Source organism: Pseudomonas sp. NFACC37-1, assembly GCF_900101575.1.
GTDB lineage: Bacteria > Pseudomonadota > Gammaproteobacteria > Pseudomonadales > Pseudomonadaceae > Aquipseudomonas > Aquipseudomonas fluorescens_AA.
In genome coordinates this window covers 98982-119160 of the sequence record NZ_FMUZ01000015.1, presented here as the reverse complement: position 1 = coordinate 119160, position 20179 = coordinate 98982, and the positions used below count along the sequence as shown (strand labels likewise).

Annotated in this window: 21 protein-coding genes; 10 read left to right on the top strand and 11 right to left on the bottom strand. The window is 59.2% G+C overall.

The features are described 5' to 3' along the window. The first annotated feature begins 200 nt into the window (after window positions 1–200). Window positions 201–1676, top strand: a complete 1476-nt coding sequence (locus BLP82_RS17105; RefSeq protein ID WP_092170443.1) for an MFS transporter — start codon at window positions 201–203, stop codon at window positions 1674–1676. 64 nt (window positions 1677–1740) lie between these two features. Next, window positions 1741–2499 carry an SDR family NAD(P)-dependent oxidoreductase gene (locus BLP82_RS17100; protein WP_092170438.1) on the top strand — a complete coding sequence of 253 codons (759 nt, stop codon included), beginning with the start codon at window positions 1741–1743 and terminating at the stop codon, window positions 2497–2499. A gap of 20 nt (window positions 2500–2519) precedes the next feature. Here the strand turns inward: BLP82_RS17100 and BLP82_RS17095 are convergent, their stop codons facing one another. After that, complete coding sequence (locus BLP82_RS17095) at window positions 2520–3914, bottom strand: heavy metal sensor histidine kinase (protein ID WP_092170434.1); 1395 nt, start codon at window positions 3912–3914, stop codon at window positions 2520–2522. Beyond that, window positions 3887–4582, bottom strand: coding sequence for a heavy metal response regulator transcription factor (locus BLP82_RS17090; RefSeq protein ID WP_072405205.1), 696 nt, complete (start codon window positions 4580–4582; stop codon window positions 3887–3889). The genes BLP82_RS17095 and BLP82_RS17090 overlap by 28 nt, the downstream gene beginning before the upstream one ends. A gap of 218 nt (window positions 4583–4800) precedes the next feature. On the opposite strand from BLP82_RS17090, the gene BLP82_RS17085 reads away from it, so the two are divergent. The 3 genes from BLP82_RS17085 to BLP82_RS17075 all read left to right on the top strand — a co-directional run bounded on the left by BLP82_RS17085 (window position 4801) and on the right by BLP82_RS17075 (window position 6871). Continuing rightward, window positions 4801–5412 carry a hypothetical protein gene (locus BLP82_RS17085; protein WP_092170430.1) on the top strand — a complete coding sequence of 204 codons (612 nt, stop codon included), beginning with the start codon at window positions 4801–4803 and terminating at the stop codon, window positions 5410–5412. 72 nt (window positions 5413–5484) lie between these two features. Further along, window positions 5485–6108 carry a cytochrome b/b6 domain-containing protein gene (locus BLP82_RS17080; protein WP_092170426.1) on the top strand — a complete coding sequence of 208 codons (624 nt, stop codon included), beginning with the start codon at window positions 5485–5487 and terminating at the stop codon, window positions 6106–6108. After that, window positions 6101–6871 (top strand): molybdopterin-dependent oxidoreductase, encoded by a 771-nt coding sequence (locus tag BLP82_RS17075; protein ID WP_092170422.1) that lies wholly within the window; start codon window positions 6101–6103, stop codon window positions 6869–6871. The genes BLP82_RS17080 and BLP82_RS17075 overlap by 8 nt, the downstream gene beginning before the upstream one ends. Window positions 6872–6920: 49 nt before the next feature. On the opposite strand, the gene BLP82_RS17070 is transcribed toward BLP82_RS17075, so the two are convergent. Then, a complete protein-coding gene (locus BLP82_RS17070) occupies window positions 6921–8933 on the bottom strand; it encodes a DKNYY domain-containing protein (RefSeq protein WP_092170418.1) in 2013 nt (670 codons plus the stop codon). A 124-nt stretch (window positions 8934–9057) separates the two neighbouring features. On the opposite strand from BLP82_RS17070, the gene BLP82_RS17065 reads away from it, so the two are divergent. Further along, window positions 9058–9294 (top strand): type II toxin-antitoxin system ParD family antitoxin, encoded by a 237-nt coding sequence (locus BLP82_RS17065; protein ID WP_072405200.1) that lies wholly within the window; start codon window positions 9058–9060, stop codon window positions 9292–9294. Then, window positions 9291–9608: a type II toxin-antitoxin system RelE/ParE family toxin gene (locus BLP82_RS17060; RefSeq protein WP_063320410.1), complete on the top strand. Its 318-nt coding sequence runs from the start codon at window positions 9291–9293 to the stop codon at window positions 9606–9608. The genes BLP82_RS17065 and BLP82_RS17060 overlap by 4 nt, the downstream gene beginning before the upstream one ends. A 274-nt stretch (window positions 9609–9882) precedes the next feature. Here the strand turns inward: BLP82_RS17060 and BLP82_RS17055 are convergent, their stop codons facing one another. From BLP82_RS17055 to BLP82_RS17040, 4 genes are all read right to left on the bottom strand, one after another. Further along, window positions 9883–10146, bottom strand: a complete 264-nt coding sequence (locus BLP82_RS17055) for a hypothetical protein (RefSeq protein ID WP_092170414.1) — start codon at window positions 10144–10146, stop codon at window positions 9883–9885. 186 nt (window positions 10147–10332) lie between these two features. Beyond that, window positions 10333–11469 carry an FAD-binding oxidoreductase gene (locus BLP82_RS17050; RefSeq protein ID WP_092170487.1) on the bottom strand — a complete coding sequence of 379 codons (1137 nt, stop codon included), beginning with the start codon at window positions 11467–11469 and terminating at the stop codon, window positions 10333–10335. Window positions 11470–11478: 9 nt separating this feature from the next. Further along, on the bottom strand, window positions 11479–12735 hold the full coding sequence (locus BLP82_RS17045) for an aromatic ring-hydroxylating oxygenase subunit alpha (RefSeq protein ID WP_092170409.1): 1257 nt from the start codon (window positions 12733–12735) through the stop codon (window positions 11479–11481). Between the two features lie 139 nt (window positions 12736–12874). Then, window positions 12875–13813: a LysR substrate-binding domain-containing protein gene (locus BLP82_RS17040; protein ID WP_092170404.1), complete on the bottom strand. Its 939-nt coding sequence runs from the start codon at window positions 13811–13813 to the stop codon at window positions 12875–12877. A 368-nt stretch (window positions 13814–14181) separates the two neighbouring features. Here BLP82_RS17040 and BLP82_RS17035 point away from each other — a divergent pair, with 368 nt between their 5' ends. Then, a complete protein-coding gene (locus BLP82_RS17035; RefSeq protein ID WP_060738128.1) occupies window positions 14182–14886 on the top strand; it encodes a TetR/AcrR family transcriptional regulator in 705 nt (234 codons plus the stop codon). Continuing rightward, the gene (locus BLP82_RS17030; protein ID WP_092170399.1) at window positions 14876–15661 is read left to right on the top strand and encodes a pyrroline-5-carboxylate reductase family protein; all 786 of its coding nucleotides are present in this window, start codon (window positions 14876–14878) and stop codon (window positions 15659–15661) included. Before BLP82_RS17035 ends, BLP82_RS17030 begins: the two co-directional genes overlap by 11 nt. A 98-nt stretch (window positions 15662–15759) precedes the next feature. On the opposite strand, the gene BLP82_RS17025 is transcribed toward BLP82_RS17030, so the two are convergent. Further along, a complete protein-coding gene (locus tag BLP82_RS17025) occupies window positions 15760–16281 on the bottom strand; it encodes a DUF4142 domain-containing protein (RefSeq protein WP_092170395.1) in 522 nt (173 codons plus the stop codon). 217 nt (window positions 16282–16498) lie between these two features. Here BLP82_RS17025 and BLP82_RS17020 point away from each other — a divergent pair, with 217 nt between their 5' ends. Beyond that, window positions 16499–16741, top strand: coding sequence for an HP1242/YdcH family protein (locus BLP82_RS17020; protein WP_092170391.1), 243 nt, complete (start codon window positions 16499–16501; stop codon window positions 16739–16741). Between the two features lie 216 nt (window positions 16742–16957). Here BLP82_RS17020 and BLP82_RS17015 read toward each other — a convergent pair whose 3' ends face one another. From BLP82_RS17015 to BLP82_RS17005, 3 genes are all read right to left on the bottom strand, one after another. Beyond that, window positions 16958–17821 (bottom strand): LysR family transcriptional regulator, encoded by an 864-nt coding sequence (locus tag BLP82_RS17015; RefSeq protein WP_092170387.1) that lies wholly within the window; start codon window positions 17819–17821, stop codon window positions 16958–16960. Window positions 17822–17885: 64 nt separating this feature from the next. Then, on the bottom strand, window positions 17886–19604 hold the full coding sequence (locus BLP82_RS17010; RefSeq protein WP_092170383.1) for a hydrogenase maturation protein: 1719 nt from the start codon (window positions 19602–19604) through the stop codon (window positions 17886–17888). Window positions 19605–19821: 217 nt separating this feature from the next. After that, window positions 19822–20136, bottom strand: a complete 315-nt coding sequence (locus tag BLP82_RS17005; RefSeq protein ID WP_060738123.1) for an SCP2 sterol-binding domain-containing protein — start codon at window positions 20134–20136, stop codon at window positions 19822–19824. Between the last annotated feature and the right edge of the window lie 43 nt (window positions 20137–20179).

Here is a 20179-nt window from a genome sequence, read left to right as displayed (position 1 = left end):
CGCTGCACAACGGGTGGCGGCCTTACAAAAATGCACGAGGAATGTGCATCCCTGGCAGTGCCGCCGTCGCTCGTTGACTTCGACAATAGACCCTCAATGACGGCAGCAAACCCTGAGGCTTGCCGTTTCATCTGTCAGGCAGCGCACCTGAGTGAATGTGAAGTCAGCCTGCGCTAGTCATGTCTTTCTGGAGTTGCCCAATGACATTCAAACTGGATCGCGCCCCAGCAGCCGAATCGCGCCGATGGTTTGCTTTCGCTGTTCTTCTTGTCGGCGCCTTTCTTCCACCGCTGGATTTTTTCATCGTCAATGTGGCGTTGCCGTCCATTCGCAGCGGCCTGGCGATTACACCGGCGCAGGTCGAATGGGTCATTTCAGGCTATGCCGCCACTTACGCCGTCTTCCTGATCACGGGCGGTCGGCTGGGCGACCTGTTTGGCCGCCGCCGGGTGTTCTTCGCGGGCATGGCCGGCTTCGGCGTGGCCTCCTTGATGTGTGGCCTGGCCAACTCGCCGACGATGTTGATCGGCGGACGTGTGTTGCAAGGTTTGAGCGCTGCGGCAATGGCACCGCAGGGACTGGCGTCCATCCATAGCCTGTTTCCGGAGCATGAACGTTCGCGGGCGTTAGCGGTGTATGGCGCAACGATTGGCTTCGCGGCGGTTGTCGCCCAGGCGCTAGGGGGCTGGCTGATAACGATGAATGTCTGGGAGCTGCAATGGCGTGCAGTTTTCTTGATCAATCTGCCCATCGTCATCGCTGTGTTTATGGGCGGGATTCGGTTGCTTCCCGATACTCGGAGTCAAACTCCGGTGCCGCTGGATCGCATTGGCGTGCTGCTGTGTGCGCTGACGGTCGGGCTGCTGGTGGTACCGTTGGTTGAAGGCAGGGAAGCCGGTTGGCCATGGTGGCTTTGTCTGTTGCTGCTCGGCTCGCCGCTAGCCGCTGCGGCCTTTTGGCGCTACGAGATCGCGCTGGAGCGTCGGGGCGGCACGCCCTTGGTCAGTCCGCAACTCAGTCGAGCACGCGGCTTGGTGGCCGGATTGACGGGCGTACTGTTCTTCTACGTGGTATCGGCATTCTTCCTGACGTTTTCGATTTATCTACAGGACGCGCTGGGTGTCACGCCATTGACCTCGGGGATGATGTTCGTCCCGTTTGGTGTGGGTTTTCTGATCGGCCCTTTGACAACGCCCTTTGCCATCCGCTTGTTCGGCCGTTTTGTACCCGCCATGGGCATGATGCTCGAGGTACTGGGATGCCTGATCCTGAGCGCGGCGGTCGCCGCCGCGCCGACAGGGCAGAGCCCTCAATTGGCGTTGGTGATCCTGGCGGTGGGGTTACTCGGGTTTGGCCAGGGCTGGGCGCTGCCAACCCTTATTCGAACCGTGATAGATCGCGCACCACCCGGCGGATCGGGAATGATCTCCGGTGTAGTCAATTCGGCCTTGCAGATCAGCGCCGCGCTTGGGGTGGCGGTCCTCGGTGGGGTGTTTTACGCACTGGCTGCCCCTGCGCAAAGCCCTTCCTCCCTTGCCACCGGATTCATTGCCACCCTGCTGGGCATTGCTGCTTGCCTGGTCATTTCAGCGCTGCTGTCTGTTTATGCCTCGATGCCTCGTTCAACAAAAGCGGCGGCTCCTTTCGGCGTTTCGATCAGCCCGAACCGTGACTGACGCCAGCGCTGAGCAGTTGCCAAATCTTCAACTCACCCTAGATACGTTCCTTAGGAGACAAGACATGACGGGTAAATTTATCAATCAAGTAGCGGTCGTCACGGGCGGCTCGACTGGAATCGGCTTTGCGATTGCCCAAGCCCTGTTAGCCGAGGGCGCCAAACGCGTCTATATCACTGGACGCTCGGCGGTAACGTTGGACGCCGCGGTTGCCGCATTGGGGAAGAATGCCGTGGCAGTGGTGTCCGATGTCGCCCGGCAGGCCGATCTGGATTCGCTCAAGGCACTGGTCGAAGGACGGGACGGTCAACTCGACGTGGTGTTTGCCAATGCCGGTATCTGCGAAAAAAATCCCTCGGGCGAAACGACTGAAGCCGCTTATTACAACATGTTCGATATAAACGTGAAGGGCGTATTTTTCACGGTTCAGACGCTGTTGCCATTGATGAAGGATGGCTCGTCAATCGTGCTGACCGCTTCCATTTGCTCCAGCAATGGGATGGAAGGCCTGAGTCTTTACAATGCGTCGAAGGCTGCGGTGCGTTCATTTGCACGTACTTGGGCCAATGAACTCAAAGGCCGAAAGATTCGCGCGAACGTGCTCAGCCCTGGCTTTACCAGGACGCCATTGATGGACAACGGACTGAAGATGGATGAGAGCCAGATCGAAGCCCTCAGAAATCACGTAGGACAAATCGTGCCGCTGGGCTACATGGCTCAACCGGAACAAATAGCGTCGGCCGCACTGTTCCTTGCCTCCGCTGACGCCAGTTATGTCAACGGTGTAGAACTGATGGTCGACGGTGGCCTCTCACAAATCTAAGCGATGTCCGGTTGTATTACTCAGGCAGTGGGGAATAAAAGCGAAAAGCGGATGGTCCCGGGCTTGGGCTGTTCGACACTCACAGTACCGCCATGCAATTGCATGATCGCCATGACGATGGCGAGGCCGAGGCCGTATGAGTCGGAGCTTTGGTGGCGGGAGGCATCGCCGCGGTAGAAACGGTCGAACAGTTTGCGCAGGGTTTCGTCGCTTAGCACGGGACCCTGATTCTCCACTTCAATTCGGCATCCGCCGTCGACTGCAACGACGCGCATCAGAATTTCACTGCCTTCGTCTGCATAGCGAATCGCGTTGGCGACCAGATTGCTCAGTGCTCGGCGCAGCAGCAAAGGGTCCGCGTGCACGGTGCCATCGCCCATAATCTTGAGGGTCATCTGCCGTTCTTCGGCCAGACCTTCGAAATAACCCGCGATGCGCTGTGATTCGTCATGCAGCGACAGTGGCTGGCGCTCGACCAGCGATTGCGCTTCGTCGGCGCGAGCGAGGAACAGGATGCTTTCGACGATCCGGGAAATACGCTCCAGTTCCTCAAGGTTCGAGGCGATAAGCGCCTGGTAGTCATCCTCGCTACGGCGCTGGCGCAGGGCGACCTGGCAGTGCCCCATCAACGAACCCACCGGCGTGCGTATTTCGTGAGCCAGGTCGGCGGAGAACTGCGTCAGTCGTTGATAACCCTTGGCAAGGCGATCGAGCATCGCGTTGTAGGCGTCACTCAGTTGTTGCAGTTCAACCGGTGTGTCGGCACTGTCCATCCGGCTGTCGAGCCGCTCAGGCGTTATGTTTGCCGCATGGGCGGCCATTTTGCGCAACGGGCGCAGACCGCGACGCAGCAGCACGTAACCGAGCATCGCCGTGAGCAGAAAGGCCAGGGTAACGGCCAGGTAAATACGTTCGCGAAACGCCGCGAGCATGGCCATTTCCTTGCCCATGAGGTGCGCGGCAGTCAGGCGAACTTCGCGCCCGCCCGAGGTGGTTTGTACGGAAGCGGCGCGCAGCGGTACTCCAGAGTCGGTCACGCCGCTGCGCAGGTCGTTGACGCTCAGCTTCGCCTCTGGGCCGATCACAGGCAGATCGGGCAGCGTGACGTTCAGCGGATTGACCCGGATCACCGGCTGCTGGCCGGGCTCCTCGATGATAAAAATATCGTCTTCGCTGTCGAGCATGTTCTTGAAAATCTGCGGGCTGTCACGCAGCTTCTCGATGGCCAGTTCGTAATGCAGCAGTTTGCGGAAGTGATCCAGACGGCCCATGACCGCGTGATCGCTGTAGATCAGTACCGAGGCTTTCATCGACTGGTACAAGTAGAACCCGGCCCCGGCCACGGCGAGCATGGCCACCAGTGAGAACGCCAGGGTCGAGCGCAGGGTCAGGGATGGTTGGCGTCGGGTCCGCATGGCCTCACCTCGCACACATAGCCGATACCGCGAATGGTATGGATCAGTTTGATTGGGTAGGGCTGGTCGACCTTGCTGCGCAGGCGTTTGACGGCCACGTCCACGACGTTGGTATCGCTGTCGAAATTCATGTCCCAGACTTCCGAAGCAATTTGCGCCCGGGACAGGACATCGCCTTCGCGGCGCAGAAACAGATGCAGCAGGGCGAACTCCTTGTTGGTCAACACAATCACTTGCTGCTGGCGCGTGACGCGGCGACGCACCAGGTCCAGCTCCAGGTCGGCGATGTGAAAATGATCGGCTTCGCGCACCACGCCACGGCGCAGGATGGTGCGAATGCGCAACAGCAATTCGGTGAAGGAAAACGGTTTGACCAGATAGTCATCGGCGCCCAGTTCCAAACCGCGAATGCGGTCATGCAACTGATCGCGAGCGGTGAGAAACAGCACCGGCACATCTTGCTTGGCGCGCAATAGCTCGATGATTTGAAATCCGTCGATGCCGGGCAACATCACATCCAGCACGATCAGGTCGTAGGACGTTTGCAGGGCCATGTGCAAGCCATCGGCGCCGTGCTGGGTCCAGTCGACGTTGTAGCCGGACTCGCCAAGTCCCTTTTTCAGGTACTCGCCGGTTTTGGTGTCGTCTTCGATCAGCAGGATATGCATCGTCAGGGGGCGCTCGGATCTCTTTTATAACGGGATTCAACCCGCGGTATCGGTTTCTCAGGATTGCAGTGTAACCAGCTGAGAAGGTTGAGTCGGTTACATTTCTGTCATTCGTAAAGGCGCCGTTGCGAATGACAGAAATGTCATTCGGCGGTCATCGTGAGGTCCCGATCCGGGGGCGAGGATAGCGGCACTTAAACCCGTGAGGAATTGTCGCAATGAAGCTCAAGACTGCTCTGTCCACCACCTTCGGTTTGCTGATGCTCAGTGCCGCTGTCATGGCCACTGCGGCCGATATGCCGGTGATCAAGCCGCTGCGGGGCACCGTCGAAAGTGTCAACAACAACACGCTGACCTTCACCACCCGTTCCGGCGCACAGCAGACCATAGGTCTGACTGACAAGACCGGTATCAACCGGGTATCAAAGACTGATATCGATTCGATCAAAGCCGACAGCTTCGTGGGCTCTGCAGCCATTCCACAGGCCGACGGTTCGCTGAAGGCGCTGGAAGTCACCGTATTCGAGTCCAGCCTCAAGGGCAGCGGTGAAGGTCACTATGGTTGGCAAAATGCGGATGGCAGCACAGGCACCATGACCAACGGCACCGTGGGCAAATTGTCCAAAGCCAATGGCCGCACGCTGACCGTCAATTACAAGGGCGGCGAGAAGCAACTCGTCGTGCCGCAAGATGTACCCATCGCCTACGTGGAACCAGGCAAAGCCAATGAGTTGGTCAAAGGCGCGAAAATTGTCGTGTTCCCGGCCGAGGGTGGCACAACCGCACGCGGTATTGCCGTCGGTAAGGATGGGTTCCAGCCACCGATGTAATCACCTGAACAGGTTGGAGCGACGCCGTCCGGCATCGCTCCAGCGCACGGATGGTTTCTGAGTGGGAAAAACATGAGTAAAGAATCAATCCATTCCTGGCCTGTCCGCCTCGCCCATTGGCTCAACGCCATCAGCATGACCTGCATGTTCATGAGCGGTTGGGCGATTTACAACGCCTCTCCGTTGTTCGCCTTCAAGTTTCCGGTGGCGTTGACGGTGGGCGGCTGGCTTGGCGGCTCACTGGCCTGGCACTTTGCGTTTATGTGGCTGCTGTTCATCAACGGCCTTGTCTATGTGCTGTACGGATTGATCAGCCGCCATTTCAAACGTGATTGGTTGCCGATCAGCCTCCCAGCGCTAAAACATGATTTGACCGATGCACTGCGTTTTCGACTGGTGCACGAGAAGGGCGTTTACAACGCGGTGCAGCGCTTGATGTATTGGATGGTGCTGGCGGCAGGGGTACTGGTCGTCGTCTCGGGGCTGGCGATCTGGAAGCCCATCCAACTGCAAGAACTGGTCGCGCTCCTGGGCGGCTACGACATTGCCCGGTACGTGCATTTCGCGGCGATGGTGGTGATTGGCGCGTTCGTGATTGTGCATTTGATCTTGGTGATGCTGGTGCCGAAGACCTTGCTGCCCATGATCACGGGCGGTGTACGGCCCATTGAAAGCGGAAAAACCGACCATGATTGAGCCCGAAAAACGCGCTATTCAGCGCATCAAGCTTGAGCCCGCACAGCAGCTTCAGTTGGAAAACGTCCAGCGCCGGAACTTTCTTCGGGGTGGCTTGACCATCGGCGCGATGGCGATGCTGAGCGGTTGTAACCTGCAGGACGGCGATCAGGTCGATAAGGTGCTGTGGGCGATGTCGCGCTGGAACGACCGGGTTCAGGCCTGGCTGTTCAGTGGGCAGAAACTGGCGCCGACCTTCACCAAGGCGCAAATGACCACGCCATTTCCATTCAATGCATTCTACGGTCAGGACGATATCCCGGAAGTGGATCTGCCCAGTTATTCGCTGGCCGTCTCCGGACGGGTACGGGACAAGGCGCCGTGGACCCTCGAAGGCTTGCGCAAACTGCCGCAGCGCACTGACATTACGCGTCTGATCTGTGTTGAAGGCTGGAGCGCCATCGGGCAGTGGGGGGGCGTGCCGCTGAAAACCTTCCTGGAACACATCGGGGCCGACACCACGGCTAACTTTGTCGGCTTCAAGTGTGCCGACCGTTATTACTCCAGCCTGGACATGCCGACGGCATTGCATCCGCAAACGCTACTGGCACTTGATTACGGTGAAGTCGCCTTGCCGCCGGAGTATGGCTATCCACTACGGGTTCGAGTACCGACCAAGCTGGGCTTCAAAAACCCCAAGCACATCGTTGAGATTTTCGTCAGTCATGATAATCCAGGCGGATATTGGGAAGATCAGGGCTATAACTGGTTTAGCGGGATCTGATGAAGCAAACGTGTGAACAACTGGAAAAGGCTACAGTCGATACCCTCTGTTACGCCGGCAGACCAAGCGATTCCCGATACTGCGCTTCATCGACCTCGGTCAGCGTCGCATAACCGTCGTAATGGTAGACCCGATGCCTGTCACGGGCGTAGCGCTCATTCAGGAACTCGAGGGTGGCCAGGTCGATCCGCTTGGCGCTCAACGGGCGTCGATGGCAGAACAATTTGCGCGTGCCCAACTGCAAAAAATCAGGGTGGGGCACGCGGACCTCATCGGGGTCGAACGCCACGTCCAGCGGCTTGCCTTCCGAGAAGATCAGCGTAGGGCTGACAGCATAAGTGCCGAGAATGCGGGTATCCGAAGGAGGTAGCTTTTTTTTCGCCTCGCCGTAGTAATACACCGTGTCCTGATCCTTGGCCCAGCCATGGCCGCAGGATTCGAACGTAGCCGCTTGGGCCCTACGAATCGGTTCCGGGGGATGGTAAAAAACCCGGTGGCAGAACACCGTCTTGCCGTCGGTCAGGTAGGGTGGGCCGAGTGAGCGAAAATGTTCCGCCGATTCCGGGGAAAAACGTTCGGGGACTTCCGTGTCGGCGTTATGGAATGGGATCAGATACAAACCGTTGGCATCGCCGCACAGATGCGTGTCCAGCAATTTGAAACTCGCTGCGTCCAGCCCGTTGATCACACGTCCATGGAAGTACACCTGGTCACCCAGTTCGAAACCGAGACCGATGGCCTGTAGCGGCAACGTGTCCGTGTATGTTTGCGCGGCTTCAGGTGGTGCCTGCAAGCGGTGCCACCAATACCCTTGCAACTGTGGATGGGCTTCGAAGTAAGGCGCCCACGCCGCTTGCATGGCCGCATCGATGATGCCGCCAGAGCCCAGCGGGCCGTGCTTGTCACCTGCCAGCACGGGCGAGTCATCCTGGTCATTACGACAGGGCTGGGTCACGACGAAGCTCTCCACGTCGACATCGAGGCGTTTCTGGCGCCTGTAGACGTGTTGGTGATCACGGTAGTAATCGAACCCCAAGTGACGAAAACTCGGGCCATGGGCATCGCGCAGGCGGGTCCCGGCGGCGTAGACGTACTGGTCGTCCACGGCAAAATACTCATCCTCGTATTCGCGGGCGCTGAGCACGCGACCGCACGCATCGAATGCTGGCTGCCAGCACTGGAGCAGGTGGAAGTCTCCCACGTAGCGAATGGTTTTTCCGGTCAGGTAATAGGCGCGTTGCTTGTCCTTGGCGTAGCGTTCGTTAAGCACGGTGAAGGTCGCCAGGTCGGCATTGTCGATGCGGTAGAAGTATTCATAGGCAATGCTCGAGCCTTGCTGCGCTTGCACGATGATCGACTGCCCATCGGTTCCCCAGCGTTGGGCGAGCATCCGGAAGGCGTCCGGGTTGGCGACCGGCAGCGGCGTGCCGTCCTTCTGGTGCAGGGGCTTGAAGCCCCTATAGACTTGATCGTCGATCACTCGATAGGACGGGTGGTTGCAATAGCGCACCCGCGCCGTGGCGCTGGCGATAATGTGCCCCTGCAAAAAGAGATGCGCACCGTCGCAGAACAGCGCGGACGCTGAAGTCACCGAGGCCGGGGACGAGGCCAGCAGGGCCAGCCTGTCGGGTTGCGCCTCGTGGATTTGGGTGATCGCGTACTCGCCGAACCAATAGGCACCGGTTGCGTCACGCCAGTACTGGTGGCCGAGGCTTTCCAGGCCCTTGTCGAACCGAAACGGCAAGGGCTGCAGCGCATGGTAGCCGTGGCGCTCCCGGTAGGCCGGAAGCAGGTAGTAATCACGCAGGGCTTCGCGCAACACCCAAGGGTTGCGTCGATGCCGCCAAACCGGCTGACCGGCCAGCAAGGGCGAGTGCGGATAGCGCCCCGCGCTGGCACATTGTGCCAACTCGCCGGGCTGTGTGCCTTGAGGGTTGAGCATGATGTACACATCAGGCACTTGCCCATCGCCCAGCAGCACACCGTCCATGAATGCGAAGCCTTGATGCCATTCAAGGTTCAGCGGTTCCCAGTCAGCAATAGCAGTCTCTATGTCTGTCATGTCATTGCGATCTGCACGTTTCATGGTTGGCCAAAGACGACAAGCTTCACCCGAGTTCGACCCCTGGCGAGGCTGGCCCAAGAGTGTATACTTTGGCAAATTTTGTCAAAAAACAGGCAAAGTCATGAGTACCATGAACATCTCCCTGCCGGACGCTCTCAAATCATTCATAGATGATCAGGTTAGCCAGAGAGGCTACAGCACCAGTAGCGAATATGTGCGGGAGCTGATTCGCAAGGATCAGGATCGGCAGCACCTGCGTGGCTTGATACTGGCCGGGGCGGAGTCTGCTCCCACTGCTCCTGTGAATGGCGACTACTTCGAATCCCTTCGGGCCAAGGTGCGCAAGGGGAGAGGATGAAGGCGAAACCCGTCATTGCGCGAGCTCTTGCCAGCCAGGATGTAGAGGACGCCATCAACTATTACCTAGGCGAGCAGGCAGAGCAGGCGGCACTCAATTTCATCGACGCCTTGGAAAACGCCTATATGCACATCAGCCGCCATCCGGCATCGGGTATGTCCAGGTACGCCCATGAGCTGGATGTCCCCGGATTACTCTGCTGGCCGCTGAAACGTTATCCCTATCTGGTGTTCTACGTGGAGTGCAACGAACACATTGACGTATGGCGAGTTCTACACGCCATGCGGGACATTCCTGAATGGATGTCATCATGAATCAAGCGAACCCGTTGGCGACAATGACATAGCCCAATCTGCAAAGATTGGGCTTTTTTACGCCTGAAAATAGGGACCACCAAACCAAAGATCCCCGCTGCCACGCTCAAAAAATGAACTTGAACAGCGCAATCACCACGATCAGGCCAATCAGGAAAATGATACCTACGGTGCCGCCAAGGAATTTCAACATAGTAACGCTCTCATCAGGTGGGCTTAATCGTCTAGACCACCACCGATAATGCTCGTTTCGTCGAATATTCATGCGTGATGATCAATGGACCGCAAAGGACCTTGGCACTGGCACGTGTTCGAATTTGGAAATGGTCTTGATCCAGTAGCGGCGGTAGTCCGTCTGGTCCGGTGCCAGCGGCTTGTGGCTGGACCATGGGTGTTTCTCCCTCAGGCTGGCGCGGTACGCTTCCCATTCTTTCTGCTCGGCCACTTCCCGGGCTTTGCTCCGGTCGTCGAACCAGCCCAGCACGTAGGCTTCGCCCTGGTCCGTGCCGTGCGCTATCAGCAAATAAATCTCTGTCATGACTGACCTACCGTTCTGTCCTGCGCCCCAGTGGCGGGGTCTTATCCTGGGTATCGGCCGTTATCGGCGGTTTTTGAGATTGATCGCAGAAAAACGCTGAGCCCAGAGGTGCGCCTGACGAATTTTCGAAATGGCGATAAATGGCCCCCACGCTCACTGGCGCAAGCGCTGGTGCCTGAGGCAAGGCTAAAGATCAAGGACCAAGTCTGAGGTGGGTTTGCTGCAGCACAGCAAGCGCAGGCCTTTGTCGATTTCCCGCTGCCTGATGCCGCCGTTGTGATGCATGTCCACCGTGCCCTGGAGCAGGGCCGTCTTGCAGGTGCCACAAACGCCCTGGTTGCAGGAGGAGGGCACGATCGCGCCGGCTTTCCTGGCGGCAGACAACACGGTCTGATGGCCCGGCATGCTGAACGTCTTGCCCGAGCGCGACAGGGTCACGGTGAAGACGTCCTGTTGATTGAGCGAAGCCGCCTGCTCGATCAAAGGTTCTTCATTCAGTGCGGCAATGTCGAAGCTTTCCTGGTGATAGTGGGCGAAGTCGAATGCCGCCTCCCTGAGCAGCGACTTGACCGCTTCCATGTAACCCTGGGGGCCGCAGGTAAAGATTTCCCGTTCCTGGTAGTCCGGCACGTGCTGGCTCAACAACGACAAATCGAGCCGGCCTATCGGTTGCTGCCATTGAACGGTGTCGCCGAGACCTTCGCAAACACTGATGACCCGCAACCCCGGCATGGTGGCCTGCATGCGCGTCAGTTCTCCGTGGAAGATGATGTCGGTGGGCGTGCGGGCGCTGTGCACGAAAACGATGTCGAGGTTGCCGGCCATGTCGCAGGCGGCCTGGGTCATCGACATCAGGGGCGTTACACCGGAACCGGCGGACAGGTACAACCACTTGGTCGCCGGATGGCCGACCGGTGTGAAGCTGCCCGCCGGGCCGCAGGCCCTCAGGTTGTCGCCGGGCTTGAGGTGGTCATGCAGCCAGTTCGACACCGCGCCCCCCGGTACGCGCTTGACGGTAATGGAAAACGCAAACGGCCGGGTCGGGGAGGACGACAGGGTGTAGCAGCGGGCAATGGTCTGCCCGCCAATGACCGGTGAGATCGTGATGAATTGACCGGGCTCGAAGCTCAGGGCGCTGAAGTCCGCACAGCGGAAAATGAAGGTTTTGACGTCATGGGTTTCCTGGCGCACAGCGCAGCATTGCAGGGTTTTCTGTTCACCGCTGTGCCATTGCGCACCGAACGTGCCCCAGGTGGCCGGGTCGGTAAAACGTTGGAGCACGCTGGCATGTCCAGGGCGCGTCAGGTTTTCGTAAGTCGTCATGATCATTGCTCACACGCCATGGGCGGCCAGACGCGCCGCGTACCAGCGAGAGAACTGGTCGACATAGGTTTCGGTAAAGGCCGAGAACGGCCCGGGCGTGTAGGCAGGATCCTGGGTACCGCTGTGGGTGATGCCGACGAGGCTGGCGTCCTGCTGGTTGGTCGCGACCCAGACTTCGGTCAGCTTATCCACTTGGTAATCGACGCCTTCGACGGCATCGGCATGGACCAGCCATTTGGTGCGCACCAGGGTTTTATCGGGCGCCAGCGGGATGATGTAGGAGACCACGGCATGGTCGCTCATGATGTGGGTCCACGAGTTGTGCGTCCAAAGATGCACGTCGCCCAAGTCGCGGCGCGTGAGCTCGCCAAACAGCCGGGTGCACGCCACGCGGGTGTCCAGGGTCTGGGATTCGCCGTTGCCGGCAATGGTCAGTCGCTGCGAGCGAAACTGGGTCACGGCGTCTTCGCCCAGGTGCTCGACGGCATCGCAGATATAACCTTCGCGCTCCCAGTTGGCCTTGGTCTCGGCATTGCGGCGGTGATACTCCGCCAGCGCCTGGAGTGAATCCTCCCCCAGCCCGTCGGTGCAGAAACCGAAATCTTCGGGCAGGAAAGAGGCAGTCAATTCCGGGTGGGTGGCGGCGCAGTGATAACACTCGCGGTTATTTTCGATCACCAGTTTCCAATTGCCGTTCTCGATGATTTCCGATTCGTAGGCGATCTTGGAATGGGCGAGGTCATATTGGGCGAAACGCGGTGTCATGACCTGGTCAAGGTACAGGATGTCTTCCGGCGGTTCGTCGCCCAGGCAGACGAAGACATGGGTGCCGACGACTCGAGTGTGCACCGGGATCAGGCTTTTGCATTTAGGGTCGAAGTCCTGGCCCATGTGTGCCGCATGTTTCAGGCTGCCATCCAGGTCGTATGTCCACTGGTGATAGGGGCAGACCAGCATGCCCACCGTTGACTTGCCAGCCTGTTTCAAGCGCGCCCCGCGGTGCCGGCAAACGTTGCGAAAGGCCTGCACATGCTCATCATCGTCGCGCACCAGGAGGATGGAGGATTTGCCGATATCGAGGGTGGAGACATCCCCAGGTTCGGGGACGTCGCTGGTGACCCCCACCAGAATCCAATGCCGGGTGAAAAAGATATCGACATCGGTTTCAAAAATATCCTGGCGACCAAACAAACCGCCCGGCATGCCATGGCCCGGCGTGCGGTCGGTCAGAAGTTCACGATGGGTCTTCACGGTATTAATTGTCATTATGGGTCTCGCTCAAACGCAAAGTTGATCAGGCGGCGAGTACAGTTTGGAAAGGTGGGATAAGACCGTCAACGCGCTTTATTTTCACGCTCGCATAACTTTGCGTTATGCGTAAAAGTGGTCTTGAACATCTATGTAATCAATGGCTTAGATGGCTGTCATCGCGCAGCCAATCGATCAGTGCCTGGGTGATGGGCTCAAGTTTCCGACCGTTCGGAATAACCAGGTAATAAGCGTCTTTTGGCTTGACCACGTAGGGCGTAATTCTGATCAGTTCACCACTGTTGAGCCGGTGCGCGATCAGCCGGCTCCAGCCCAGTGCAATGCCATGGCCTTGAATAGCCGCCTCGATCGCATCGTTATAGGAACTGCAGCGAAATGAATAGTTGAGCTTGGGGCGCATATCGCCCAGTTCCCGGCACCAACGGTTCCAGGTCATCCAGCCTTCCAGGGTGGAGTCCGAATCAATCAGCGCCGTGTCCAGGAAATCGGTAACGGATGAAGGGGCTGCGTTGGCGGCAAGCCAGGCGGGCGCGCAAACGGGAAACACTTCTTCATCGAACAGGAAAACCGAACTGCCATCCTCCCATTTTCCATTGCCGAAACGGATGGCCAGGTCGACGTCATCGCGGTATGAACTGGGCGAGACCTGTTGCGTCAGCAAGCGCAACTTCAACTTCGGTTGCAGGGTGCGCAGTGCAATCAACCGGGGGAGTATTCTCAAGTGAGAAAACGCTTCCGTGCAGGCGATGGTGATCTCCTGTTCACCAATGCCCTCGGCAATTTTGTCGAAGACACTGGCCATGCGATGAATGGACTCCGCGACGACCAGATGCAGGACGTAGCCTTCGTGCGTCAGCTTGATCGACCGATGAAGGCGGTGGAACAGCTTGGTCTCCAGGGTCTCTTCCAACAACCGGATCTGTTTGCTGACGGCGGCCTGCGTCACGCCCAGCTCTTGGGCGGCCAGGGTGAAACTGGCCAGCCGCGCTACGGCTTCGAATTCCAGCAACGCCGTCATCGACGGTATCAAACGCCGATAGCCCTTGACCTTTTTATCGATATCGCTGGGTTGCATAGGTGTGTTCCAACGCTGTGCCTGATGACTCACGCCATCGTAGATCAGATGAAGGGGGTGACGAAGGCAGTCGTTCCGGCATTCTTTGGCCGGATGGCGAAGTTCTTTCAGCGGCGTTCAGCAAAAAATCATAATGGCGGCTCGTTGTTGTTTTAGAGTCCTTGCCTCTTGGAGATACAACCCGGCGCGCCTCACGGACAGGTTGTTTCATGCCTGGGTCCGGCTTGTTTAATGGGGACGGTGGTCGGATCTCCATGATGCTGGACTTTAAGTACTCAAGACGGCCGGGTCAATAAAATGTACTCATGTGTACATTAAGGGATCGTCAGGGTACATTTCTATCTCGTATTTGAAGAAGGAGGCGCACGATGCCGCAGGTAGGGAAGGCCCGTAGCAAGGCCCAGGACGCAGGTTGGCGCGGCTCGCCGGAGGGTTGGCTGGAAGCGGCCTACGTGGCCCTGAAAGAGTCGGGCATCGATGCGGTTCGGGTCATGCCGCTGGCCAAGCGCCTGGGGTTGTCACGCACCAGCTTCTACTGGTTTTTCGAGGACCGTGAGCAACTGCTGGCTGCTTTGCTGTCGCGTTGGCGGGAGACCAACACGGGGGGGCTGATCCGGCAAAGTGAAAGCTATGCCGAAAGCATTTCCGAGGCGATCCTGAATGTGTTCGAGTGCTGGCTCAACCCGCAATTGTTCGATTCGCAATTCGAGTTCGCCGTGCGCAGCTGGGCGCTTCAGTCTGCTGAAGTGGCCCAAGAGGTGGCGGTGGTGGACGAGCAGCGCATGAACGCCCTGGCGAACATGTTCAAGCGCTTTGGCTACGACAGCCAAGGAGCTGATGCCCGGGCCCGAACGATCTATCTGACGCAGATCGGTTACATCACCATGAACACGACAGAGTTGATCACCGTGCGCTTCCAGCGCATCCCGCATTACGTGAGCATCTTCACCGGCAAAGTCCCCAAGCAGCGGGAGCTGGATCGTTTCTACGGGAAGTTCGGTTATGCCGAAAAAGAACCCGGGGTCTTTGTGCCCCTGACCGACACGTTCGAAGGTCACGGCGATGATCAATGAGAACGTGGGGATCATTGGCGGCACCGGCTGGTTGGGCGGCGCGATTGCCAAGGCAGTCCTGGAGAAGGGGCTGGTGCCGGCGGGCAACCTGATCATTTCCAATCGCTCGGGCAACCACCCGCTGGCTCAACAAGGTGCTTGCCTGGTCACGGACAACCAGGACCTGGTGGATCGCAGCGACGTGGTGATCATCGCCGTTCGCCCCGAGCATTTCGCCAGCCTGGGCATCAATGCGACGGGTAAGACGGTGATCTCCCTGATGGCCGGGATCACGGCGCAGGCGATTGCAACGCAGACTTCGGCTTCAGCGGTCGTGCGGGCGATGCCCAACGCGGCGGTGGAAATCGGCCAGTCCTTTACGCCTTGGTATGGGTTGGGTGCGATAGCGCTGCCGCTGAAAAGCCTCGTGCAACAGCTGTTCGAGTGCGTGGGCACTGCGGTTGAGGTCGAAAAAGAAGATTACATTGACTACCTCTCCGCGCTCTCGGGCACTGGCCCGGCCTTTCCGGCCTTGTTGATGACGGCGCTGGCCCGCCAGGCGATGCTGGCCGGCATACCGGGCGACATCGCACAGTTGGCCGCGAAAAGTGTCGTGGTCAACAGCAGCCAGTTGCTGGCGAGCCGTGATGCCCAGCAGATGATCGACGCCTTGGTGGCTTACCGGGGTGTCACGGCCGCCGCCTTGCAGGTGATGAGCCGGGGGGATTTCGAAGAACAGGTGGGAAGGGCGTTGCAGGCGGGTGCCGCGGTTGCGCGCAAGGGGCTTGAGGCCTGATAGAAGTCCGGTGTACGAAAACGGCGCCTTCCAGTCTTGGGAGAAGCGCCGTTTTTCCTTGAACGAGCCCTATGGCGGCTCAAGTAGCGGGTTTACCGTTACTTGCTAGGATGGGCCGCCTGGAGTTTCTTGGCTTCATCCAGGTGATGTTGCAGGTCCGGCAGCATCTTCTGGGCGAACGCCTTGAGTTCGGTGTTGCCAGCTTTCTTGTCGTCGGTAACGGTCTCGGCTTCTTTCTTGAACAGGGCGATGGTTTCTTCGTGGGCCTTGACCTGGTTGTTGGCGAAGGCCGCATCAAAGGACTCATCGCGCACCTCGAGAATCTTCGCCTTGGCTTTCTTCATCAACGTGGTGTCGTCGGGCACTTCGATGTCATGTTTTTTCGCCAGCGCCTTCAGCTCTTCGTTGGCCTTGGTGTGGTCGGTGATCATCTTGTTGGCGAACGCCTTGATGTCCGCCGATTGGCTTTTTTCCAAGGCCAGTTTGCTGGTTTCGATTTCCGCGAGGCCACCGGCCGCCGCTTCGTCGACGAAGTCGTTGGAAGTCGCGGCCCAGGCCATGCCCATGCTGGTACTCAGGGCAACTGCCAGGCCGAGTTGACGCAGGATGAATTTGTCCATAAGTAAGTCTCCATACAGGTTGAACGAGCGATTCTTGTCGTCTCTGATCAATGGAGGGTTATGCCCAGGCAAAGGTTTGATCGCCAAGCGATCCGGGACGACGAACGGTCACCGCTGGTCGGATTGGCGGTCGACAGAACCCCGTTCAAGAGGCCATCCTGATAATCGACGGGCGTTGAAAGGACGCCTGCCACCGATCCATCAAAGGAGGTGTTCCATGCCGGTGTCTCACGATTTGTGCCAGGATCTCAACTACACAAAAGATCAAATCCAGCAAAAACGCAGCGAGAATCCAAGGCTCGACTCGTTACTTCAACAATACTCCCAACTTGATGCCAAGGTGGTCGATGCCGAGAAGCCGTCCTCCGCCGCGCTGCCCGCCGACGTTTTGGAGACGCTCAAGAAGAAGCGATTGCTGATCAAGGACGAGATCGTGGATCACATGCAGAGCGAGTCATAGAACCCGACCCTTAGTATCGCGAAGGGCTTTTGTAGCCAGGAATTGCTCCCGCTGGGTTGCGACGGTAGGAGCTGCCGAGTGCAACGAGGCTGCGATCTTTCCACCGGCGATTGAGTCGCAAGAGAAAGATCGCCTGCTTCGCCAGCGCCTGAAAAGCGGGAGCAATCCCTGGCCATGTCAGGTTTTCATTCCAGGCAAGTCTTGCTTGAGCAGGTGTCAGGTCAATGGATCCCAGCGCTGCGACCAGTCGCTGCCGGACTTGACGATCTCTCGCAGCACATCGAATGCCTGCTGCAACGCCGCTGAATCCCGATCGCGGGAATAGACCAGGTACGTCGGGTAATTGAACTCCGGTGCCTTGGGCACCCGTTCCAGGATTCCGCTGTCCAGGTAGCTCTGTACGACCCGCGTGCGGAAGTAACCGCTGCCGCCGTTTTCCAGGATGTATTGCAGGGCCAGCGGGCCGAGGTTGAAGGTCACGGCGGCCTTGGCCTTGTCTGGCAGCGCGGTGTCGTGTTGGCGCCGGAAGTCCGCGCTCCAGTCGATATACACGTAGGGTTCGGGACGGGCGGCCAGGCGCACCAGGATGAGTTTTTCTTCCAGCAGTTGTTCTACTTGCAGGCGCGGCCAGTATTCGGGCTGATAGACCACCGCCGCATCCAGCAGGCCCAGTTCCAACTGTTGCAGCAGCTTCTCGCCATCGCGAATGTCCATGCGCAGGGCGTGACCGGGGATCTTCTGGCGCAGCTCTCCGGCCCAGGCGAGCATCAAGGGGTTGCACAGGCTGACCTCGCCTCCCAGGTGCAGGACGTTGCGATAACCCTCGGGCAGCGGCAGGTCACGGCGGGCCGCTTCCCAGGTTTGCACCAACTGGTTGGCGTAGACCACAAAGGCTTCGCCGTCGGCGGTCAAGCGGGCGCCGGCACGATTGCGCACGAACAGCGCGCAGCCGAGCTGGCTTTCGAGCTTCTGGACCCGGGCGGTGATCGCCGTTTGGGTCACGTGCAGCTTTTCGGCGGCTGCGGCGAGGCTGCCGTGGCGGACGATTTCCAGGAAAGTGCGGGCGAGGTCGATGTCCATGTTCAGGCCGATGCGGGGAAAGCGGGCATTGTAAGAGCTGCCAAGCCTTCCCCGATACCGGGAGTTACTGGACGGCCTGGGCCTGTCTTGTCCGCGCCCAGGGTGCAACCAGGCGTTCGGGCGTACCGCAGGCCTTGTGCTTGAAGACGAAACGACGGCATTTGTCGGCGAAGCCGTGGCGATTGTCCACCATGTCGAGGCGCATCTGTGCGAGTTCGTCATCGCGACACGCCTGGATCGCCGACAGGCTCCGTTCGGCCTTGCATGTCCGGATGCTTTCATAGGTCGGATCGAGCAGCGCGCGGTTGGCTCGCTGCAGCAGCCACAGGCCGAACTCGTCGGGGCAACGCGGGCCGATCTCCTGGACCATGCCGTAGCGCAACGCCTGCAAGGCGCTGATGGGCAGGCAGTTCTGGGTGAGCTTCCAAGCCATGTCCGGACCGACCGCGCGGGGCAGGCTGTAGGTCCAGTATTCAGAGCCGTACAGGCCCATGGTCGCGTAATGGGGGTTGAGCACAATGTCATGGCGCGCCAGCACGATATCGGCGGCCAGGGCCAGCATCACACCGCCGGCCCCGGCGTTCCCCGTCAGGCCGCTGACCACCAGTTGCCGGGCGCTGAACAGCTCCAGGCAAACGTCGTCGATGGCTTGTATGTTGGCCCAGGCTTCCAGGCCCGGCTCGGCGGCGGCCTGGATCACGTTCAGGTGCACGCCGTTGGAAAAGCTGCCGCGCCCACCACGGATCAACAGCACCTGGGTGTCCCGGGACTTGGCCCAGCGCAATGCCGCCGCCAGGCGCTGGCATTGCTCAGTGCTCATCGCCCCGTTATAGAACTCGAAGGTCAGCTCCCCGACATGGCCGCACTCCCGGTAACGAATGGGTTGATAGGGTTCGTCGCTGAACGGCTGCCGGTCCAGGGAACTGTCGAGCACCGGGATGCCTTCGAGGTGGTTCGACAGTACATGGCGCGCCGGGCGCTTGAAGGTCTGTTCGCCGGGTTGCGGCTTGCGGCGCAGTGCGCCGATCCACAGGCTGGCATCCCCCGTCGCCACCAGCACCGCATCGTCACGCACGGCCAACAGCTCGCCGGGCCGGCCGTGGCGAACGTCCGGATGGGCGTCGTACAGGTAAAACTGTTCGCCGGCCAGGCTTGCGAGCACGCCGGGCTGACCGTCCGCGGCGTCGATGCAACGCTTGATGAAACCGCTGCTGTCGTGCCAGCTGAAGCTGCGATCATCCTGGGTCATGTTCGGTTGCAGGCGCCCGATCACGTCATGGCGGCCATAGTCCAGTGGCACCGGGACGAAACCGCAACGGTATTTTTCCACGACCTCGCGGATGCAACGAATGGCCGCGTCGCTGACCGGACCGTTATACAGCTCCGATTTACGCAGGCCTTTGGGCAGGTCGAATTCCCACGTGGCCCACACGGGCCCGGCATCCATTTCCTCCACCGCCTGCAATGCGGTGACCCCCCAGCGTTCGGATTGCCGGGTGATCGCCCAGTCCAGGGCACTGGCACCGCGATCGCCGACAATCCCCGGATGAATGATCACCACCGGGCGCCGTGGGTTGCGCCACAACTGCTCGGGTACGCGGTCCTTGAGAAACGGACAGATCACCAAGTGGGCGCCGCTTTCTTCGATTTGCCGGCAGACCGAGGCCGGATCGGTGAACAGCACGACGCTAGGGCGATAGCCGGCCTCGCGCAGGTCCAGCCAGGCGCGTTGGGTCAGGCCGTTGAAGGCACTCGACAGCAAAATGATCTTCAGTGTGGGCATGAGTCTCTCTTCCGTGAGATGAGCAGGCGCCGGCTCCCGATGAGCCGTCCCTGGCTTGATGGAAGCGCTACATTAGCGACTGGGGGAGGAGCGACAACTGACAGGGATCAAGGTTGTGAGTGCAAGGCAGAATCAGCGGAGGGCAGAAACACGAATCCCGCCATGGGGGCGGGATTCGTTGGCAATCAAAAGGCTCGCGAGGAAGGCGAACTCAATCTCAGGCTGGGAACAGCTCGGACAGTTTCATGGCCAGCATCATGTCGCCTTCGGCGCGCAGCTTGCCACCCATGAACGCTTGCATGCCGTCGGTGCTGCCGTCGACGATGCCTTGCAGGGTTTCGCCATCCATCACCAGGGTGACCTGGGCGTCCGGGTTTTCACCTTCCTGCAGTTCGCAGGTGCTGTCCTTGACGATCAGCGAGAAATGCTTGGATTCATCGATGCGGAAACCGAATACCAGGTCCAGGCCGGCTGCGGCGGCTGGGTTGAACTTGGCTTTCATGGCTTGTACGGCGTCGGCTACGGAGGTCATGGTTTCGATCCTTATTTGGGTGGTACAGCAAGGGTCTACAGTA

Coding starts and splice junctions, on each gene's coding strand:
- BLP82_RS17060 (WP_063320410.1), top strand. CDS start 9,291: ATGAAGGCGAAACCCGTCATTGCGCGAGCTCTTGCCAGCCAGGATGTA.
- BLP82_RS17070 (WP_092170418.1), bottom strand. CDS start 8,933: ATGACAGACATAGAGACTGCTATTGCTGACTGGGAACCGCTGAACCTT.
- BLP82_RS17085 (WP_092170430.1), top strand. CDS start 4,801: ATGAAGCTCAAGACTGCTCTGTCCACCACCTTCGGTTTGCTGATGCTC.
- BLP82_RS17045 (WP_092170409.1), bottom strand. CDS start 12,735: ATGACAATTAATACCGTGAAGACCCATCGTGAACTTCTGACCGACCGC.
- BLP82_RS17100 (WP_092170438.1), top strand. CDS start 1,741: ATGACGGGTAAATTTATCAATCAAGTAGCGGTCGTCACGGGCGGCTCG.
- BLP82_RS17080 (WP_092170426.1), top strand. CDS start 5,485: ATGAGTAAAGAATCAATCCATTCCTGGCCTGTCCGCCTCGCCCATTGG.
- BLP82_RS17025 (WP_092170395.1), bottom strand. CDS start 16,281: ATGGACAAATTCATCCTGCGTCAACTCGGCCTGGCAGTTGCCCTGAGT.
- BLP82_RS17040 (WP_092170404.1), bottom strand. CDS start 13,813: ATGCAACCCAGCGATATCGATAAAAAGGTCAAGGGCTATCGGCGTTTG.
- BLP82_RS17010 (WP_092170383.1), bottom strand. CDS start 19,604: ATGCCCACACTGAAGATCATTTTGCTGTCGAGTGCCTTCAACGGCCTG.
- BLP82_RS17105 (WP_092170443.1), top strand. CDS start 201: ATGACATTCAAACTGGATCGCGCCCCAGCAGCCGAATCGCGCCGATGG.
- BLP82_RS17030 (WP_092170399.1), top strand. CDS start 14,876: ATGATCAATGAGAACGTGGGGATCATTGGCGGCACCGGCTGGTTGGGC.
- BLP82_RS17075 (WP_092170422.1), top strand. CDS start 6,101: ATGATTGAGCCCGAAAAACGCGCTATTCAGCGCATCAAGCTTGAGCCC.
- BLP82_RS17015 (WP_092170387.1), bottom strand. CDS start 17,821: ATGGACATCGACCTCGCCCGCACTTTCCTGGAAATCGTCCGCCACGGC.
- BLP82_RS17035 (WP_060738128.1), top strand. CDS start 14,182: ATGCCGCAGGTAGGGAAGGCCCGTAGCAAGGCCCAGGACGCAGGTTGG.
- BLP82_RS17055 (WP_092170414.1), bottom strand. CDS start 10,146: ATGACAGAGATTTATTTGCTGATAGCGCACGGCACGGACCAGGGCGAA.
- BLP82_RS17065 (WP_072405200.1), top strand. CDS start 9,058: ATGAGTACCATGAACATCTCCCTGCCGGACGCTCTCAAATCATTCATA.
- BLP82_RS17020 (WP_092170391.1), top strand. CDS start 16,499: ATGCCGGTGTCTCACGATTTGTGCCAGGATCTCAACTACACAAAAGAT.
- BLP82_RS17005 (WP_060738123.1), bottom strand. CDS start 20,136: ATGACCTCCGTAGCCGACGCCGTACAAGCCATGAAAGCCAAGTTCAAC.
- BLP82_RS17090 (WP_072405205.1), bottom strand. CDS start 4,582: ATGCATATCCTGCTGATCGAAGACGACACCAAAACCGGCGAGTACCTG.
- BLP82_RS17050 (WP_092170487.1), bottom strand. CDS start 11,469: ATGACGACTTACGAAAACCTGACGCGCCCTGGACATGCCAGCGTGCTC.
- BLP82_RS17095 (WP_092170434.1), bottom strand. CDS start 3,914: ATGCGGACCCGACGCCAACCATCCCTGACCCTGCGCTCGACCCTGGCG.